The 18096-nt window shown below is 68.5% G+C and carries 19 protein-coding genes; 2 read left to right on the top strand and 17 right to left on the bottom strand.

From position 1 onward, the window contains the following. Positions 1-26: 26 nt before the first annotated feature. The 17 genes from ACUXVE_RS01980 to ACUXVE_RS01900 form a co-directional block, all read right to left on the bottom strand. Positions 27-2372 carry an MMPL family transporter gene (locus ACUXVE_RS01980; RefSeq protein WP_445513710.1) on the bottom strand — a complete coding sequence of 782 codons (2346 nt, stop codon included), beginning with the start codon at positions 2370-2372 and terminating at the stop codon, positions 27-29. Then, entirely contained in the window at positions 2365-2994 is a 630-nt protein-coding gene (locus tag ACUXVE_RS01975) for an outer membrane lipoprotein carrier protein LolA (RefSeq protein WP_445513709.1), read from the bottom strand. The genes ACUXVE_RS01980 and ACUXVE_RS01975 overlap by 8 nt, the downstream gene beginning before the upstream one ends. Further along, on the bottom strand, positions 2991-3422 hold the full coding sequence (locus tag ACUXVE_RS01970; RefSeq protein ID WP_025878003.1) for an acyl-CoA thioesterase: 432 nt from the start codon (positions 3420-3422) through the stop codon (positions 2991-2993). The genes ACUXVE_RS01975 and ACUXVE_RS01970 overlap by 4 nt, the downstream gene beginning before the upstream one ends. Next, positions 3409-4959: an HAL/PAL/TAL family ammonia-lyase gene (locus tag ACUXVE_RS01965; protein ID WP_445513708.1), complete on the bottom strand. Its 1551-nt coding sequence runs from the start codon at positions 4957-4959 to the stop codon at positions 3409-3411. The genes ACUXVE_RS01970 and ACUXVE_RS01965 overlap by 14 nt, the downstream gene beginning before the upstream one ends. Beyond that, on the bottom strand, positions 4949-5890 hold the full coding sequence (locus ACUXVE_RS01960; protein ID WP_132823665.1) for an LpxL/LpxP family acyltransferase: 942 nt from the start codon (positions 5888-5890) through the stop codon (positions 4949-4951). Before ACUXVE_RS01960 ends, ACUXVE_RS01965 begins: the two co-directional genes overlap by 11 nt. 1 nt (position 5891) lies before the next feature. Beyond that, complete coding sequence (locus ACUXVE_RS01955; RefSeq protein ID WP_222388143.1) at positions 5892-6662, bottom strand: glycosyltransferase family 2 protein; 771 nt, start codon at positions 6660-6662, stop codon at positions 5892-5894. Beyond that, a complete protein-coding gene (locus ACUXVE_RS01950) occupies positions 6652-8340 on the bottom strand; it encodes an AMP-binding protein (protein WP_222388142.1) in 1689 nt (562 codons plus the stop codon). Before ACUXVE_RS01950 ends, ACUXVE_RS01955 begins: the two co-directional genes overlap by 11 nt. Next, positions 8333-8884, bottom strand: a complete 552-nt coding sequence (locus ACUXVE_RS01945) for a COG4648 family protein (protein WP_093819572.1) — start codon at positions 8882-8884, stop codon at positions 8333-8335. Before ACUXVE_RS01945 ends, ACUXVE_RS01950 begins: the two co-directional genes overlap by 8 nt. 22 nt (positions 8885-8906) lie before the next feature. Next, positions 8907-9164, bottom strand: a complete 258-nt coding sequence (locus ACUXVE_RS01940; protein ID WP_025878014.1) for an acyl carrier protein — start codon at positions 9162-9164, stop codon at positions 8907-8909. A gap of 16 nt (positions 9165-9180) precedes the next feature. After that, positions 9181-9438, bottom strand: coding sequence for a phosphopantetheine-binding protein (locus tag ACUXVE_RS01935; RefSeq protein ID WP_222388141.1), 258 nt, complete (start codon positions 9436-9438; stop codon positions 9181-9183). Next, positions 9425-10222 carry a lysophospholipid acyltransferase family protein gene (locus tag ACUXVE_RS01930; protein WP_025878020.1) on the bottom strand — a complete coding sequence of 266 codons (798 nt, stop codon included), beginning with the start codon at positions 10220-10222 and terminating at the stop codon, positions 9425-9427. Before ACUXVE_RS01930 ends, ACUXVE_RS01935 begins: the two co-directional genes overlap by 14 nt. After that, the gene (locus ACUXVE_RS01925) at positions 10215-10961 is read right to left on the bottom strand and encodes a beta-ketoacyl synthase chain length factor (protein WP_093819519.1); all 747 of its coding nucleotides are present in this window, start codon (positions 10959-10961) and stop codon (positions 10215-10217) included. The genes ACUXVE_RS01930 and ACUXVE_RS01925 overlap by 8 nt, the downstream gene beginning before the upstream one ends. 229 nt (positions 10962-11190) lie before the next feature. Then, complete coding sequence (gene cydB, locus ACUXVE_RS01920; RefSeq protein WP_093819521.1) at positions 11191-12204, bottom strand: cytochrome d ubiquinol oxidase subunit II; 1014 nt, start codon at positions 12202-12204, stop codon at positions 11191-11193. Between the two features lies 1 nt (position 12205). Next, positions 12206-13603, bottom strand: a complete 1398-nt coding sequence (locus ACUXVE_RS01915) for a cytochrome ubiquinol oxidase subunit I (RefSeq protein WP_445513707.1) — start codon at positions 13601-13603, stop codon at positions 12206-12208. 304 nt (positions 13604-13907) lie between these two features. Next, complete coding sequence (locus ACUXVE_RS01910; protein ID WP_032976798.1) at positions 13908-14123, bottom strand: membrane protein; 216 nt, start codon at positions 14121-14123, stop codon at positions 13908-13910. Next, positions 14120-14764: an RNA polymerase sigma factor gene (locus tag ACUXVE_RS01905; RefSeq protein WP_093819527.1), complete on the bottom strand. Its 645-nt coding sequence runs from the start codon at positions 14762-14764 to the stop codon at positions 14120-14122. Before ACUXVE_RS01905 ends, ACUXVE_RS01910 begins: the two co-directional genes overlap by 4 nt. 37 nt (positions 14765-14801) lie before the next feature. Continuing rightward, entirely contained in the window at positions 14802-15131 is a 330-nt protein-coding gene (locus tag ACUXVE_RS01900) for a hypothetical protein (protein WP_025878030.1), read from the bottom strand. Between the two features lie 167 nt (positions 15132-15298). Here ACUXVE_RS01900 and ACUXVE_RS01895 point away from each other — a divergent pair, with 167 nt between their 5' ends. Next, positions 15299-17671, top strand: coding sequence for a S9 family peptidase (locus ACUXVE_RS01895; RefSeq protein ID WP_222388137.1), 2373 nt, complete (start codon positions 15299-15301; stop codon positions 17669-17671). Further along, positions 17668-18087, top strand: coding sequence for an NUDIX hydrolase (locus tag ACUXVE_RS01890; protein WP_093819531.1), 420 nt, complete (start codon positions 17668-17670; stop codon positions 18085-18087). Before ACUXVE_RS01895 ends, ACUXVE_RS01890 begins: the two co-directional genes overlap by 4 nt. Positions 18088-18096 lie beyond the last annotated feature (9 nt).

The following is an 18096-nucleotide window of genomic DNA, read 5'->3' as shown; positions in this document are numbered from 1 at the left end:
GAGGAATCGGAATGAAGCGTGCCCGGTCAGGCCGGCGGAGCGTCATGCGGTGGCGGCCGGAACAGCGGCGAGATCAGCCACACCAGGCCGATGCCGAACAGCAGGGTGAGCCCGAACGCACGCAGCGCCGGCGTCTGCGAAAGACCCAGCAGGCCGAACGACAGCCAGGTGCTGGCCGCACCCACGCATACCGCCAGCCAGGCGCTGGCATCGCCGCGGTGCTCGATCAGGAAGATGCCGTAGTCGATGCCCATGCCCAGCAGCAGCATCAGTGCCAGCACGTTGAACAGCTGCAGCGGCTGGCCGAACAGGCCGAGCAATCCAAGGGTGAGTGCACCGGCCACCAGGGTCGGTGCGAATACGCGCCAGGCCTGGCGCCGGTAGCGCAGCCACAGGGCGCCGAACACCAGCACGATGCCGACCAGCAGCAGGCCGCCCATCAGCTTGCGGTAGTGGCCCAGCAGCTGCGAGAAATCGGCCGTACGGTCGACCCAGCGCACGCCGTCCAGGCCTTCGGCAGCACCGCGCAGGGTGGCCAGTGCATCGGCACGCGACAGGTCATCGACCATCACCACGCTGATCATCTGCCCGCCCACGTTGCCGACCCACAGGTGGCGGAACGGCTGCGACGCCGGCGAGGCGAGGAAGGCCTCGGCGCTCAGCGGCGCCGCTGCAAATGCCGGGCGCTGCAGGGGCTCGCCCACCGCTTCGCCCACCGCGGCCAGCACGCCCGGTTCCACCCTGGCGGTCAGCGCCGCATCGGCCTGCTGCCGCGCGGGCGACGGCAACCAGTCACTGATTGCGCGGTAACCGCCGATGCGCTTGTCGTAGGTCAGTTCACGCAGGCGCGTGGTCAGCGCTTCTTCGCGCTGCAGCAGTTGTGCGGCATCGCTGCCCTGCACCAGATAGAACTGCGCCGGGCTGGGCATGCCCAGCAACTGGCTGAGGCGGATCTGCTGGGCCATCAGCGCCGGCGGCGACGACTGCAGGCTGCGCAGGTCGTCGTTGCTCTGCAGGCGGGCGATGCCGATGACCGACACCAGCGCGGCCACGCCGAGGAAGATCGCCACCGAGCGACGCCCGTGCAGGCGCGGGAAACGCTCCAGCGTGTTGCCCAGCCACTGCGCGAAGCGGGTGGTGCGGATCTCGCCACCGTCCAGCCACGGGAACCAGAAGATCACCGTGAGGAAGGCAGCAGCCAGCCCCACCACCGAGAACAGCGCCATCTGCCGCAGGCCGGGGAACGGCGCCAGGCCCAACGCCAGGTACGCCAGCGCACTGGTCAGCAGCGCCAGCCACAGGCCCGGCAGCAGATGCCGCAGCAGCTTCCAGCGACGGTCGGCCGGTTCGGCCTGGCGCGAAGCGAACCAGTGGATGCCGTAGTCCTCGGCCACGCCGACCAGCGAGGCACCGAACACCAGGGTCAGCACATGCACCTTGTCGAACACCAGCACGGTCACCGCCAGCGCCACGCCACAACCGATCAGCAGCGAGGCGGCAACCAGCAGGATCGGCCGCAGCGAGCGGAACGCCAGCCACACCAGCAGCAGCACCGCCGCCAGCGAGCCCCAGCCGATGGTGTTGATCTCCTGGTTGGCCTGCACGGCAGCCGCTTCGGCATGCAACGGCACGCCGGCATGCAGGATCTCCAGATCCGGCGCAGCGGCCTTGGCCGCCTGTCCGGCGCGTTCGAGCAGGCCATCGAGATGACGCTCGCCATCGAGCCTGAAGGCCGAGCCCGGCGTATCGAACTGCAGCGCCGCCCAGTGCTTGCCTTCGGCCTCGAGCAGGCCGTCATCGCCCAGGCGCAGGCCGGAGCCCTGGGCCTGCTGCTGCCACCACTGCGGCCACAGCGACAGCGGATCCTGCCGCCACTCGGTCAACCGCGGCGCGCCCATCGGGCCGTACAGCGCGCCGAGTGCCTGTTCGGCCAACGCACCGGGTTCGGCCTGCTGCAACTGCTCGCGCTGGGCCGGGGTCAGCAGGCGATCGCGGTACGGTGCGTAGAACGCACGCGCTTCATCGAACCAGCCTTCGATCGAACCACTGGGCACCAGCAGCGCGCTGTCGGCATCACTGGCCATCGCCGCGGCGAACGCGGCCTGCGCGCGCTTGGCAGCGGCACCGTCGGTACTGCCGAGCAGCACCACCACCTGCCGCGAGCTGCCATCGGCAATGCGCCGGGTGACGTCGCTGAGCAGGCGGTCGTGCGCGTCCTGCGGCAGCAGGGCAAGGATGTCGGTGTCGATCCGCGACTCCTGGCTCCACAGGCGCCACTGCTGCGCACCCAGCACCAGCAACAGCAGCAGCCAGGCGATACCCAGCCAGTGCCACCAGCGGCGCAGGCGATCCGGTGCGGCGCTGTCACTCAAAGCGGCGCGCCTCGTCGGCGTTCAACGTGGCCGGCGCTTCGCTCAGCGCAGTGAACTGGATGCGGGTGCGATCCTGGTTGGCTTCGATGATCTCGACCTGGCGCACGTAACGGTCGCCCTGCAACGTCAGCGACTGGAAGGCCTTGGCCAGCATCGCCGACTTCGGCGTCAGCTTCAGGCGCCAGCCCTGCCCTTCACGGGTGGCCTCGACGTTGAACTGGCTGGACAGTGCCTGCACGTCACCGCTCATCAACGCGAACATGATCGCGTTGACCGAGCGCATCGCCGGCTGCTGGCGCGCGTCCAGTTCGACGCGGGTGCTGCCATCGCGCTGGCGGCTGAGGATGCGGTCGGCAGTGACCACCACCTCCGACGGGAACGGCTTGAGCGTGGACCAGATCACGCCGTGCTTGCGCGCGACCACGAACTGGCCCTGCGAACGCAGCGGGTTCTTGAAACCGCTGACCTGCTTTTCCTGGGTGAACTGCCCGCGCAGCACGTCCGGCCGGGCGACGGCCTGGGTGATGGCATCGACGGCGGCATCAGCCGCCTGCACCAGCGGTGCGGCCACCAGCAGCAGCGCGCACAGCAGCACGCACGGAAGACGAAGGGATCGGATCACGGGGCAGGCACTCCAAGACGCTGCCACAGCACCGGCGGGCACTGGTACAGCATTTCCTTGCTGGCCGCGTCGACCGCGACCTGGATGGTCATTGCGCGGGTCAGCACCTGGCCGCTTTCCGCATCGAGGATCTCGTATTCGATCTTCAGCCGGTTCTCCCACTCGACGATGCGCGAGCGCACGCGCAGCGCCTGGCCGAACAGCAGCGGCCGCACGTACTTCACCCGCGCGTCGACCACCGGCCACAGGTAGCCCGATTCGAGCATCTGCGGATAGTCGTAGTCGTAGCGCTTCAGCAACGCGCAGCGCGCGATCTCGAAGTACTTGAAGTAGTTGCCATGCCAGACCACGTTCATCGGATCGCAGTCGTGGAAAGCGGGGGCCAGCTCGACCTCGCCGACCAGTTCATTACCTTCATTCACCGACATACAGCTCCCAGCGTTGCGCGCGGATCTCCACCAGCAGTTCCCGCAGTTCGCGATCCAGCGCGCGGTCTTCTTCGACCAGGGCGATGCGCTGCCCCAGGTCGGCGTACATATCGGCCAGACTGCCATGCAGCTGCGCGTTCATGCCAACCCGTTCGCGCAGCGCCAGGCCCTGGCGGGCAGCGATCAGCATGGCCGCCACCACCTGCTCAGTCAGTTCGATCACGCGCAGGCAGTCGCGCGCGGCGATGGTGCCCATGCTGACCTTGTCCTGGTTGTGGCATTCGGTGGACCGTGAGAACACCGAGGCCGGCATGGTCTGCTTCAGGGCCTCGGCCGTCCACGCCGAAACGCTGATCTGCAGCGCCTTCAGGCCATGGTTGATCGCCGCCCGCGGGCCGGTGGCCGCCGACAGGTTGGCCGGCAGGCCGTGGTTGTAGCGGGCATCGACCACCAGCGCCAGCTGCCGGTCGAGCAGGTCGGCGATGTTGGCAACCGTATTCTTCAGCGTGTCCATCGCCAGCGCGATGTGCCCGCCGTAGAAGTGGCCACCGTGCAGGATGCGCTCGCCGTCGGCGTCGATCAGCGGGTTGTCGTTGGCGCTGTTCAGTTCGGTTTCGATCAGCTGGCGCAGGAACGGCAGGGTGTCTTCCAGCACGCCGATCACGTGCGGCGCGCAGCGCAGCGAGTAGCGGTCCTGCAGGCGCTGCTCGTTGCGCGGCGGGCGCTCGCTGTGCAGGTCGCTGCGCAGGCGTGCGGCAATGCGCGACTGCCCCGGGTGCGGCTTGGCGGCGAACAGGGTTTCATCGAAGTGATGCGCGTTGCCGTCGCTGGACAGCACGTTGAACGCGGTCAGGCGCGTGGCCATGCGTGCCAGGTAATCGGCGCGCTGCCAGGCCAGGCAGGCCAGGCCGGTCATCACCGCCGTGCCGTTCATGATCGCCAGGCCCTCCTTCGGCCGCAGCTTCAGCGGCGTCATGCCGATCTTCGCCAGCACGTCGGCAGCCGGCTGTACGCGGCCGTCGTGCAGCACCTCGCGTTCGCCGCACAGCACGGCCGCCACGTACGACAGCGGGGTCAGGTCGCCACTGGCGCCCACCGAGCCTTCGGCCGGAATCAACGGCAGCACATCGTGCTGCAGCAGCGTGGCCAGGCCTTCCAGCAACGGCACGCTGACGCCGGACATGCCGCGCACCAGCGAAGCCAGGCGGGCGGCCAGCACGGCGCGGGTCTCGGCCGGGTCCAGGTAACGGCCCAGGCCGCAGCCATGGTAGGTGTACAGGTGGTGCGGCAGCTCGGCGACCAGTGCCGGCGGAATGTTCACCGTGCACGAATCGCCGTAGCCGGTGGTCACGCCATAGATGACGCCATCCTCGCGCAGCAGGCGGTCGAGGAAGTCGGCACCACGCTGGATATGTGCGCGGAACGCCGGCACATCGCTCAGCGCGGCCTCGCACTTGCGTTGGGCCAGGGCGACCACCTCTTCGATGGTCAGCGGTGCATCGCCGAAACGGCACACGGGTACGGCGTCAATCGTCATGAGGAGCCTGATCCCAGAAGGGGAAGAAATTGAACCAGTCCAGCGGAGACTGGATGACCTGGAGTTCCAGCCAGCGCGCGAAGCGCTGCGCCTGTTCGGCCAGTGCGGCATCGCGTGAACCGCGCGGCAGCACCACGCGGTCGGCGAACTGTTCGAATGCCACCCGATAGCCGTCGCCCTGGTGCAGGCACGACATCGTGTAGACCGGGCAGCCGAGCGCGGCCGCCAGCACGTAGGCGCCGATCGGGAACGGCGCGCGGTGGCCGAGGAAATCCGCCATCACGCTGCGCCCGCCCTGCACCGGCACGCGGTCGCCGACGATGGCGACGAAGCCCCCCGAGGCGACCTTGTCGGCCAGCATCATCGCCGTGGCCGGGCCCATCTCGGTGACCTGCACCAGCTCCACCGCGGCCAGCGGGTCCAGCCGCTGCAGCAGCCGGTTGAAGCGCTGCGCGTGCGCGGTATGCACCAGCACGGTGATGCGGAAGCCCGGCACCTGCTCGGCCAGCACCTGGCACAGTTCCAGGCAGCCGATATGCGCGGTCAGGATCAGGCCGCCTTCGCGGCGCGCGATCCTGCCCAGCACCAGGTCACGCTGCAGGCGGATGCGCTCGGGCGGATAGCGGCCGCCGAGGCCGAGAATCTTGTCCAGCATCGTGTCGGCGAAGCTGAAGAAGTGGCGCAGGCTGTCACGCCGGGTGGGCGCATGGCCCAGCGCACCGGCATGGGCCTGCAGCCGCTGCAGGTACTGCATCGAGGCCTGGCGCCCGACGCGGTTGCCCAGCCAGTGGCAGGCCACGACCGGCCACACGCAGAGGTGGAACGGCCAGCGCCCGAACCAGCGGTGCACCCAGCACAGCAACAGCACGCCGGCAACCGACGTGGACTCGCCGATGTCGGCCCAGTGCGGGGCGTCGTGCGCGTGGCTCATCTCAGCCCTGCCCCTGCAGGCGGCGCCACAGCAGGCGCGGCGCGCGCCACAGCATGCCGAAGAACAGCCGGGTATGCATGCGGCTGATGCGCACGTTGTCGCGCCACACGTCGAAATGCGAAACGCCGTCGGCGGGATAGGTCACCCGCGTAGCCAGGTGTTCGACCGGTACCTGCCGCCAGTACAGGCGCACCATCACTTCGGTGTCGAAATCCATGCGCTGGCCGATGGTTTCCTCGCCGACCAGGCGCAGCACCGGCGGCAACGGATACACCCGGAATCCACACATGGTGTCGCGCAGGTGCAGCGACAGCGTGTTGATCCACACCCAGATGTGGGTGGCGTAGCGACCATACAGGCGCGCCTTCGGCACACTGGCATCGTAGGCGGGAATGCCGCAGATCACGGCATCCGGCCGCGCGCGGGCGGCGTCGATGAAGCGCGGCAGGTCGCCGGTGTCGTGCTGGCCGTCGGCATCGATCTGCAGCACATGGGTATACCCACGTCGCTGCGCTTCGGCGAAACCGGCCAGCATCGCACCGCCCTTGCCCTGGTTCGCGTCCAGCCGCAGCAGGTCGACACCCGCTCGCTGTGCCAGTTCCCGCAGCACCAGCGCGCAGGACGGCTGCGAGCCGTCGTCGACCAGCAGGCAGGGCAGGCCCGCTGCCTGCACGCCATCGACGACCGCGCCGATGGCGTGTTCGTGGTCGTACACGGGAATGACCACCAGCGGCGCGAACGCGCCGCCAGCGATGGCCGGCTCAGTGCGCATCGGCGAAGACCACCCTGCCGCTGGCGTGCACGCCATGCACGGAGGTGTAGCGGAACGTCAGCACGCCGCGCCCGGTGTCCCACTCCAGGTGCAGGGTCAGCTCGTCGCCGGGGCGGGCCACGCGTTGGAACTTCACTGCATCCATGCGCTGGAAACCGGTCGGCAACACAAAGGCCTGGCGGCCGAAGCGCACCGCCCAGTCCAGCTGGGCGACGCCGGGCAGGATCGCCGCCTGCGGGAAATGGCCCTGGAACGCGCGCAGCGCGGGGTCCAGCGTCATCCGCAGGGTGGCCGCCGCCTCGTCGCGACAGTCCCAGACCGGCACCGGCATCATCGGCTGGAACAGCGCCACCAGTGCGGCCTGGGTGACCTTGCCCTGGGCATTGATCGGCAGCGATTCGACCAGGCGCCAGCGCCGCGGCCGGGTGACCGCATCGTGGCCCTGCGCCAACCGCGCACCGAGCCGCTGTCCCAGCGCACGCCGTGCGCTGTCACCGGCACGTGCCAACGCCGGATCGGCCGGCACCACCACGGCCGCCAGCTGCTCGCGCTGGCCCTGCAGCACCAGCACGCGCACGTCCTCGACTTCCGGATCCTCGCGCAGCGCGCGCTCCAGTGCATCCAGCGAAACACGGCGTTCTTCGATCTTGACGATGCGGTCGGCACGGCCCAGCAGGCGGAAACGGCCATCGGCCAGTGCTTCCACGCGATCCTGGGTGCGCCACCAGTCCAACGTCTCCAGGTGCGGCGAGGCCACCGCCAGGCAGTCCTCCTCGATCCGCCACTGCACGCCCGGCAACGGCTGCCACGGCGGTGCATCGATGTCCCAGCGCCGCCAGGCGATGCCACCGGTTTCACTGCTGCCGTAAACCTCGGTGGGCGCCACGCCCAACCACTGGCGGACCTGGCGCGCGGCGTCCTCGGGCAGCGGGCCGCCGGAGGAGAACACCGCACGCAGGCGGCCGTGCAGGCTGGCCCAGTCGAGCTGCTCGGGCAGTCGCTTGAGATGGGCCGGGGTCGCCACCAGCACCGTGTCGGTACCGGCCAGCGCGCCCACCAGGTCTTCGTGGAAGAAGCGCCGGGGCTGGATCGCACGGCCGGCAGCCAGCGGCCACAGCACGCGGAACAGCAGGCCGTAGATATGCTGGTGGGACACGGTGCCGTGCACCTGGGCCCCATCGAGCTGGGCGCCGAAGGCGGCCTGCAGCGCATCGACTTCGCGCGCCAGCTGGTCCAGCCGCTTGCTGATCGCGCTGGGCTGGCCGGTGCTGCCGGAGGTGAACACGCACAGTTCGCAGGCGCGCTCGTCCAACGGCAGCAGCGCCACGTCGTCGGCGGCGCTGTCGGTGGCCTGCAACGGCTGGTAATCCGCCGACAGGTCGCCTGCGAAGCCACTCACCTGCGGCTGCAGCGCCTGCAATGTCGCGGGCAGGTTGTCGGCGGCCAGGAACACCCGCTTGCCGGCATGCCAGGCACCGAACAACGCCGCAGCGAAGGCCACGGTGTCATCGAAGTAGAGCGCCCAGTCACGACCTTCGGCAGCGCTGAAAGCGTCATGCCAGGCCAGTACGCGCAGGCGGAAGGCGACATGGTCGAGGGCAGTGCCATCGCAGATACCGATGTCACGACCGGGCTGCGCCGCGATCAGCAGCCGGTCCAGGGCAATCCAGTCAGCCATGCGCGTGCGCTGCCTTGACCCGACGCCGTACCAGCCATTCGCCCCCGAACAACAATCCCATCATCACGTACGCCAACATTCCGTTGTAGAGCATCCAGACCCGGTCCGACGCATACAGCGCGGTGAACAGGGCGAGACCACCATTGAGAACGAAAAAGCCACACCACACCTGGGTGACGCGGCGGGTATAGACCACCGCGAACGGTGGCAGGTCCGGCTCCTGCAGGCGCGCCAGGCGTTCCACCAGCGGCGGACCGAAGCGCAGGCTGGTGGCGAACACCGTCAGCATCACCACGTTCACCAGCGCCGGGTACAGCTTCAGCGGCAGGGCCTGGTTGAGCACGGTGGCCAGCCCGGCCAGCAGGCCCGCGCCGGCGGCGGCGGCCCACCACAAGGGCTGGCGGGTGCTCAGCGCGCGCAGCAGGGCCAGCGCGAACAGCAGCAGCGACAGCCAGCGCGGCTCGAAGCGGCCCATCGCCAGGTAGACCAGCACCGGATAGGCAAGCGAAACCGCTGCCACCACGACCATGCGTGCCCGTGCCATGGTCGCGGCGTCCGTGCTGCTGTCAGGCAGCGGCCTGGCCGGGCAGCAGACCATGCACGACATCAACGATGTCCTGCACGGTGCGCACGGCCTTGAACGCTTCGGGCTGCAGGTTGCGACCGAGCAGCGGCTTGAGCTGCACGATCAGGTCCACGGCATCAATGCTGTCGATGTCCAGGTCGTCGTACAGGCGCGATTCCGGGCTGATCCGCGCCGGCTCGATCTCGAAGCTGTCGGTCAGGATGCGGACGATGCGCTCGAACAGTTCATTCTTGGTCATGGCAGTTCCTGGCGCCTTACAACTGGCGGGCGGCGACGAACTCGCCGAGCGCGCGCACGCTGGAGAAATGGCGACGGGTTTCTTCCGAGTCGGCCGAGAGGCTGACACCGTACTTCTTCTGCAGCGCCAGGCCCAGTTCCAGTGCATCGATCGAGTCCAGGCCGAGGCCTTCCACGAACAGAGGCGCGGTCGGATCGATGTCCTCCGGGGTGATGTCCTCCAGTGAAAGCGAGGAAATGATCAATTCCTTGATCTCGTGCTCAAGTGCTTGCACGGGTCGGATCTCCAGACAGGTCGAAATAACGAGTGAGGTGGTCGGTGACGCGACGGGCCGCCAGGGCATCCCCCCTTGGCGAGTCATCTTCGGCCAGGAACGGCGCGATCGGGATATCTTCGCCGATCTGCAGCTGAACGTGAAAACGACGTGAGGGTACACGATACCACTTCTGGCCCTTGGTCAACGTCGGCGGGGTGCAGGTGATGCGCACCGGGGTGATGTCCAGGCGCCCGCGCACGGCGATGTTGGCCGCGCCACGCTGCAGCCGCAACGGCTGCCCCGGCACGCTGCGGGTGCCTTCCGGGAAGATCACCAGGGTGCCGCCGGCATGCACGGCCGCCGCGCAGTCATCGACCAGCCCAGCGCCGTCGTCATTGGAGATGTAACCGGCGGCACGCACCGGCCCGCGCATGAACGGGTTGCAGGCCACCGCCCGCTTGACCACGCAGTCGGCGTTGGGCAGCAGGGCGATCAGGCAGACCACGTCGATCAGGGTGGGGTGGTTGGCCAGCACCAGCAGGCCATCGCGCTGCAGGCGTTCGCGCCCGTCGACCTGCAGGGTCATCACCCCCAGCCGGCACATCAGCCACACGTGGCTGGCGAAGGCGCGCTGGACCAGCCGGCGGGCCCGGCGGCGACGCGCCACCGGGTCGCGCATCAGCAGCAGCACCGGCATCACCAGCACGCCCAGCAACAGACCGCCGACGCCAAACGCGGCGAAGCTGAGGCCGGTGCCGAACACCCGCCAGGCATGATCGAGGCGGCGCAGCGCCTCAGCCACGGCGGCGCCAGGACCAGCGCTGGCCCTGGGTCACGTGCTGCAGCTGCGGATCCCCGGCCAGCAGGAAGCGATGCAGGTCCAGTGCATGCGGCAACAGACCCGGCGCGGTCGGATCGGCGTCGCCGGCGACCTGCCAGGACAGCGAAAGATCGGCGCCACCGGGAGTACCGGCAGGTGCCAGGCGCCAGCACCAGGCGAAGAACGGGTCGGGTTCGTCGGCGAATTCGGCGTAAACGTCGGGCAACGGCGACTCGTAGATCACGACCCGCACCTCGCTCGCACCATCACCAAGCAGGCCCACGGCCTCCAGGCACGCCGCTTCCACCGTCGACTGGCCGGAGGACAGCGCCAGGTAGTTGCCCCGGTGGCCGCGGGCGATCGAATACAGCGCAGCGATCGCGTTGTGCACGGACAGGCCGAAGCCGGTGGGCGACAGCGGCTGATCGGCCACCAGCGAGCCCAGCAGGTCCATCGAACGGGCGACATCGCCATGGCGGCTGGCGAACACCAGCGGCACCTGGCTGTCAGCGCCCTGTCCGTCCTCGCACCAGCACGCGGCCTGGATCGCCATGCGGCCCAGGCGCTCGATACGGCGCCGCTGCATGGCCGGAATCTCGGCCAGGGCCGGCGTGTCCTCACCCTGCGGCAGGAACGGTGCTCCGGCCCAGCCCATCCATTGGCTACGCTCGGTCAGGCCAGGCGCCCAGGCGGCCCAGTCGACAACGGAAAATTCGATCATTACCGGTGATGTTTCGATGGGCGAACGAGAGTCTCGAGCCATTACGGCGACACGCGGCTGCCCCCCATTCCTGCAGCCATGCATCCGTCCAGGACGTCGCCGGCTGCCCCCCTGGCTGCCGGAAAGGAGCGCACGCTAGCACGTCCGACACAGGGATGACATGTTTCACAAAGCACAACGGGGAGCGGTCAGCGACCGCCCCCCGCTTGGACCGATCCAGCGAGCCGGTTCAGTGGTAGCCGGCGTCGGCGCGTACCTTGCCGCGGAACACCCGGTAGGACCACGCCGTGTAGCCCAGGATCACCGGCAGCAGCACCACCAGCCCCACCAGGGTGAAGCCCAGCGACGAGGCCGGCGCGGCGGCCTGCCACAGCGTCATCGACGGCGGCAGCAGGTACGGCCACATGCCCAGCACCAGTCCAGCGAAGCCGAGCACGAACAAGGCCAGGCTGAGCAGGAACGGCGGCAGGTCGCGACGCGGATGGGTGGCGCTGCGCCACAGCGCGATGGCCACCGCCAAGGTCAGCAGCGGCACCGGCGACAGCCACCAGAAGTTGCCGTCGCTGAACCAGCGGTCCATCAGCCGCGACTGCAGGAACGGCAGCCAGCTGCTGACCAGGCCCATTGCCGCGATCACCGCCACCACCAGCGGGCGGGTCATCTGCCGGGCCAGCGCCTGCACGCGGCCTTCGGTCTTCAGGATCAGCCAGGTGCTGCCCAGCAGTGCGTAGCCGGCTACCAGCGCGGCACCGGTCAGCATCGCGAACGGACTGAACCAGCCGAACGCGCCGCCCTGGTACACGCCATCGACCAGCGGCAGGCCCTGTACCAGCGTGCCGAGGATAACGCCCTGGGCGAACGTGGCCAGCAGCGAACCGAGGCCGAACGCCACGCTCCACAGCCGCCGTGAACGGTGCGCCTTGAAACGGAACTCGAAGGCCACGCCACGGAACACCAGCGCCACCACCAGCAGCAGCACCGGCAGGTACAGCGCCGACAGCAGTACGGCATACGCCTTCGGGAAGGCGGCCATCAGGCCAGCACCGCCGAGCACCAGCCAGGTCTCGTTGCCGTCCCAGATCGGCGCGGCGGTATTCATCATCAGGTCCAGCTGTTCCTCGTCCTCGGCGAACGGGGCGAGGATGCCGATGCCGAGCACGAAACCGTCCAGCACCACGTACATCAGCACGCCGAAGCCGATCACCGCGAACCATGCCACCGGCAGCCAGGTCACCAGGTCCATGTCAGCGCTCCTCCAGCGGTTCGTCGGCGGCCGACAGCGGCCGCGCCGGGGTGTGGCTGCCATGGTCCAGCGACGGGCCTTCGTCGTATGGCTGCGGGCCGTGGCGCAGGATCTTCACCAGGTACCAGACGCCCCAGCCGAACACGAAGGCATAGCCGATCACATAGACACCCAGCGACAGCGCGGTCATCCATGCACTCTGCGGGCCAACGGCATCGGCGGTGCGCAGCACGCCATAGACCACCCACGGCTGCCGCCCCATCTCGGTGACGAACCAGCCCGACAGCAGCGCGATGAAGCCGCTGGGCAGCATCCAGTTCCAGCCACGCAGCAGCCACGGCGAGGCCAGCAGCTTCTTCCGCCACAGCTGGAAGGCCGAGACCCAGGCCAGCACCAGCATCAGCGTGCCCAGCCCGACCATGATGCGGAAGGCGAAGAACACCGGCGTCACCGGCGGCCGCTCGCTGGCCGGCACCGACGTCAGCGGATCGAACGTACCGTCCAGGGTGTGGGTGAGGATCACGCTGCCGAGCTTGGGAATGGCCACCTCGAAATCGTTGCGCTCCTCCTTCTCGTTGGGCAGCGCGAACACCACCAGCGGCACGCCCTCGCCTTTCTTGGCCTCATGCCAGTGCGCTTCCATCGCCGCGATCTTCATCGGCTGGTGCTTGAGCGTGTTCAGGCCATGCATGTCGCCGACGAAGATCTGCAGCGGCACGGTCAGCGCCGCGAACGCCACCGCCGCGATCAGCATGCGCCGCCCCGCTTCCACGTGCGTTCCCCTGCGCAGATACCACGCGCCCACGCCACCGATCACGAAACAGGTGGTGATGAACGAACCCAGCGCCATGTGCGCCAGCCGGTACGGGAAGGACGGGTTGAACACCACCTGCCACCAGTCGACGGGATGCACGATGCCGTTGACCATCTCGTAGCCGGCCGGCGTATGCAGCCAGCTGTTGGACGAGAGGATCCAGAAGGTAGAGAACAGCGTGCCCAGCGCCACCATGCAGGTGGACAGGAAATGCAGGCGCGGCGACACCCGGCCCCAGCCGAACATCATCACGCCGAGGAAGCTGGCTTCCAGGAAGAACGCGGTCAGCACTTCGTAGGTCAGCAGCGGTCCGATGACCGTACCGGCCACTTCACTCAGCCGCGGCCAGTTGGTGCCGAACTGGAAGGCCATGACGATGCCGCTGACCACGCCCATGCCGAAGGACACCGCGAAGATCTTCTGCCAGAAGAAATACAGCTCGCGCCATACGGGCAATTTCGTGCGCAGCCAGCGCCACTCGATGAAGGCCAGCCAGCTGGCCGTACCGATGGTGAAGGCCGGGAACAGTACGTGGAAACTGATGACGAATCCGAACTGGATCCGGGACAAAAACAACGCGTCCAAGGGACGCCTCCTGCCAGCTGCCGGTGGGATACCAGACCACTTTAGGGGGATATCGTTAAGCCGGGATGCGACCGGGTGACGCGCTGCTTCACTTTGTCGCAGGGTGCGTGGACGCCGCCGGGCATGGCCCGGCGCTACACGTCATTTCATCATTGGCGGCTCCGGGCCATGCCGGGCGAGGTGCTGATTCACGCGGTAGCCCCTGGCCATGCCCGGCGGGGTGCTGAATCACGCGGTAGCGCCGGGCCATGCCCGGCGGGGCGCTGATTCACGCGGTAGCGCCGGGCCATGCCCGGCGGGGCGATCACCGCCAGAAATACCAGACGCCCATCGCCAGCAACGCGCCCAGCAACACGATCTGCACCACCGCATAGCCCACGCTGCTGTCGCGCGACTCGGACGCAATCCGCTTCTGCAGCGCTTCGCTCACATCCGGCACCTCGTCCTGCCTTACCTGTTCATGCAAGGCCTGCGAGAGCGCACGCTCGTCGGGTTCGCGGGAATCGGTTGGTCGGCTCACAACGGTTCTCCGGCGGTGGCGTGCTTCACCAGCTCCTGTTTCAGGACCTGGCGCGCACGGTGCAGGTGGCTCTTGATGGTACCCCGGGCCAGCCCGGTCACCTGCTCGATCTCGGCCAGATCGAAATCCTCCAGGTAGTGCAGGCCGACGATCAGGCGCTGCGGCGCGCTCAACCGCTGCAGCGCTGCGCCCAGTTGGCGGCCGGCCTGCAGCGCCTCGCTGAGTTCGGCCGGGCCCGGCCCTTCATCGCCGATACCCAGCTCTTCAGGTACCTCCACCGCCACCATCCACTGCGCTTCCAGCCGCCGCCGCCGCAGGTGCTGCAGCGCGGTGGTGTAGGCCACGCGCGAAATCCAGGTCCGCAACGAAGATTCAAAACGGAACCGGTGCAGCTGGCGGAACACGGCCAGGAAGGTTTCCTGCAGCAGGTCGGCCACCTGGTCACGGTCGCCGACCATGCGCCCGATCACATGTGCGCAGGTGCGCTGATGTGTTTCCACCAACTGCGCGAAGGCCGCTTGCGAGCCGTCGATGATCGCGCCCACCAGGGCGCGGTCGTCCGACCACGCAGAGGGCTCCTCCACGGGGACATTGCGCCGCCGCCCCCGCAGTGCAGCCAGCGCTTCCCCCAGCAGGCTCATGCGTGGGGCTCCCCCTGTGCCCGCAGCATGCGCCGGCTCAGCCCTTGCGCGTGGCGGGGCGGGTGAAGTGCCAAGCCAGCAGCTGGCCCAGCCCTGCACTGCCAACCAGCGCGGCAGCTGCGCCGAACGTCAGGTCGCGTGCACCGATGGCCTCCAGCAGCGCCATGGCCAGCGCCAGGCAGACCAGGCTGATGCCCCAGCGCAGCGCGCCCTGGCGGCGGCGTTCCTCTTCCAGCACCGCAAGCGAGCGGATCACCTCTTCCGGTACGTGCGGTGCCACCAGCTTGCTGCGCGCACGCGCATCGGCGATGGCATGGATCGCATAGGCGATGCAGATGAAAAGGGTGATCGGGATGAGTTCCTGCATGGTCGTGCTCCTGTCCGGTGGATGATGCGGGTTCAGGAGATTGGATGCGCGACCCTGCCGACCGGTTGCACCGCTTTGCCGATTCCGCTGCCATGACCTGTGGCCCCTGCCCGGGGCCGGGGCGGCTGCTACGCTTGCCCGGTTTCCTCTTCTGGTGCCGTCCGCCCATGTCCCGAGTGCTGCCCCTGTCCCTCCTGCTGTCTGCCGTGCTGGCCGCTCCGGCCGCGCAGGCTGCGCCGACACCGATCACCATCGAACAGGCCATGGCCGACCCGGACTGGATCGGTCCGCCGGTGGAGAAGGCCTGGTGGTCGTGGAACAGCCAGCAGGTGGAGTACCAGCTCAAGCGCAACGGCAGCCCGGTGCGCGACACCTTCCGCCAGCCGATCGCCGGTGGCGTGGCCGCGCAGGTGGCCGATGACCAGCGCGGCAGCCTGGACGTGGCCGATCCGGTGTACGACCGCAGCCGCACGCGCAGCGCGTTCGTGCGCAACGGCGACGTGTTCGTGCGCGACCTGCGCAGCGGCGCACTGACCCAGCTGACCCGCAGCAACGAGCGCGCCAGCGGCGTGAACTTCGCCGCCGACAACGGCGTGATCTGGCGCGTGGGCCAGAACTGGTTCCACTGGACCGCCGCCAGCGGCGTGCAGCAGGTGGCCAGCCTGAAGGCCGAAAAGGATCCCAGCACGCCGCCGAAGGCCGACGTGCTGCGCGACCAGCAACTGCGCACGCTGGAAACCCTGCGCCGCGACCGCGAACAGCGCGAGGCGCTGAAGGACCAGGACCAGCGCTGGCGCCAGGCCGACCCGACCCGCGCACCGGGTCCGGTATTCCTGGGTGCCGACGTGGATATCGTCGACAGCGTGCTGTCGCCGGACCTGGGCCACCTGATCGTGACCACCAAGCCGAAGGACTTCGATGACGGCCGCGGCGGCAAGATGCCGCTGTACGTGACCGAGTCGGGCTATGAGGAAACCGAGGACACCCGCCAGCGCGTCGGCCGCAACGGCTTCGAGCCGCACACCCTGTGGTTCGTGGATGTACGCAGCGGCAAGGCCGAGAAGCTGTCGCTGTCCAGCCTGCCGGGCATCGGCACCGATCCGCTGGCCGAGCTGCGCCGCAAGGCCGGCAAGGACGCACTGAAGGGCGACCGCAGCGTGCAGGTGATGAGCGACTTCATGGGCGGTGGCATCCGCTGGAGCGCTGACGGCCAGCAGGCCGCGGTGATGCTGCGCGCCAACGACAACAAGGACCGCTGGATCGTCAGCGTTGCTGCCGCCGACGGCCGCGTGCAGAACCGCCACCGGCTGACCGACAACGCCTGGATCAACTGGGGCTTCAACGATTTCGGCTGGATGGCCGATGGCCGCACGCTGTGGCTGCTGTCCGAGGAATCCGGCTTCTCGCACCTGTACACCCAGGCCGGTGGCGGCAAGCCGCAGGCGCTGACCAGCGGCAAGTGGGAAACCTCGGCGCCGGTGCTGTCGGCCGACGGCAAGGGCTTCTACTTCCTGTGCAACCAGCAGGCCCCGCATGACTACGAAGTCTGCGCGGTCGATACCGCTGCCCGCCAGGTGCGCGAGCTGACCAACCTCAATGGCGTGGAAGATTTCTCGCTGTCGCCGGACGGCCAGCAGCTGCTGGTGCGCTATTCCGGCGCCTACCTGCCGGCGCAGCTGGCGGTGGTGCCGAGTACCGGCGCCGGCCAGGCGCGCGTGCTGACCGATACCCGTACCGCCGAGTACAAGGCGCGCCAGTGGATCCAGCCGAAGCTGGTGGCGGTGCCGTCCAAGCATGGCGCCGGCGTGGTCTGGGCCAAGTACTACGCGCCGGAAAACAAGGAACCCGGCAGGAAGTACCCGATCGTGATGTTCGTGCACGGTGCCGGCTACCTGCAGAACGTGCACCAGCGCTACCCGGCCTATTTCCGCGAGCAGATGTTCCACAACCTGCTGGTGCAGAAGGGTTACATCGTGCTGGACATGGACTACCGCGGCAGCGAGGGCTATGGCCGCGACTGGCGCACGGCGATCTACCGCAACATGGGCCACCCGGAGCTGGAAGACTACAAGGACGGCCTGGACTGGCTGGTCGACACCCAGCAGGGTGACCGTGACCACGCCGGCATCTACGGCGGCTCCTACGGCGGCTTCATGACCTTCATGGCCCTGTTCCGCTCGCCGGGCACGTTCAAGGCCGGCGCCGCGCTGCGTCCGGTGGTCGACTGGCACCAGTACAACCACGGCTACACCAGCAACATCCTCAACACCCCGGACATCGATCCGGAGGCCTACCGCGTGTCCTCGCCGATCGAGTACGCACAGAACCTGCAGGACAACCTGCTGATCGCCCACGGCATGATGGACGACAACGTGTTCTTCCAGGATTCGGTGAACCTGACCCAGCGCCTGATCGAGCTGCACAAGGACAACTGGTCGATCGCGCCGTACCCGCTGGAGCGCCATGGCTACGTGCGTGCCGATTCCTGGCTGGACCAGTACAAGCGCATCCTCAAGCTGTTCGAGCAGAACCTGAAGTGAGTGCTGCCGCGGCCACGATCCACATCGTGGCCGCGGTCATCCTCGATGACCGTGGCCGGGCACTGGTAGTGCGCAAGCACGGTGCCAGCCGCTTCATCCAGCCGGGCGGCAAGCCCGACCCGGGCGAGGCCCCTCTGCAGGCACTGGCGCGCGAGCTGGACGAGGAACTGGGCGTACAGCTGCGCACCGCTTCGGCCATCGCACTCGGCAGTTTCGAGGACTGGGCGGTGAACGAGCCCGGCCACCGCGTGCAGGCGCAGGCCTGGCGGGTGTGGATCGAAGGTGAGCCGTGCGCGCGCGCGGAGATCGCCGAACTGGCCTGGGTGCCGCTGCAGCCGCCGCACGGCCGGCCCTTGGCACCCTTGAGTGAACACCATATCCTGCCGGCGGTCGCTGCCCTGGCGACGGCCCGCTGACCCGGCGGG

It is taken from the genome of Stenotrophomonas sp. 3(2025) (assembly GCF_052665395.1).
This window is presented reverse-complemented; position numbering and strand designations above follow the sequence as displayed.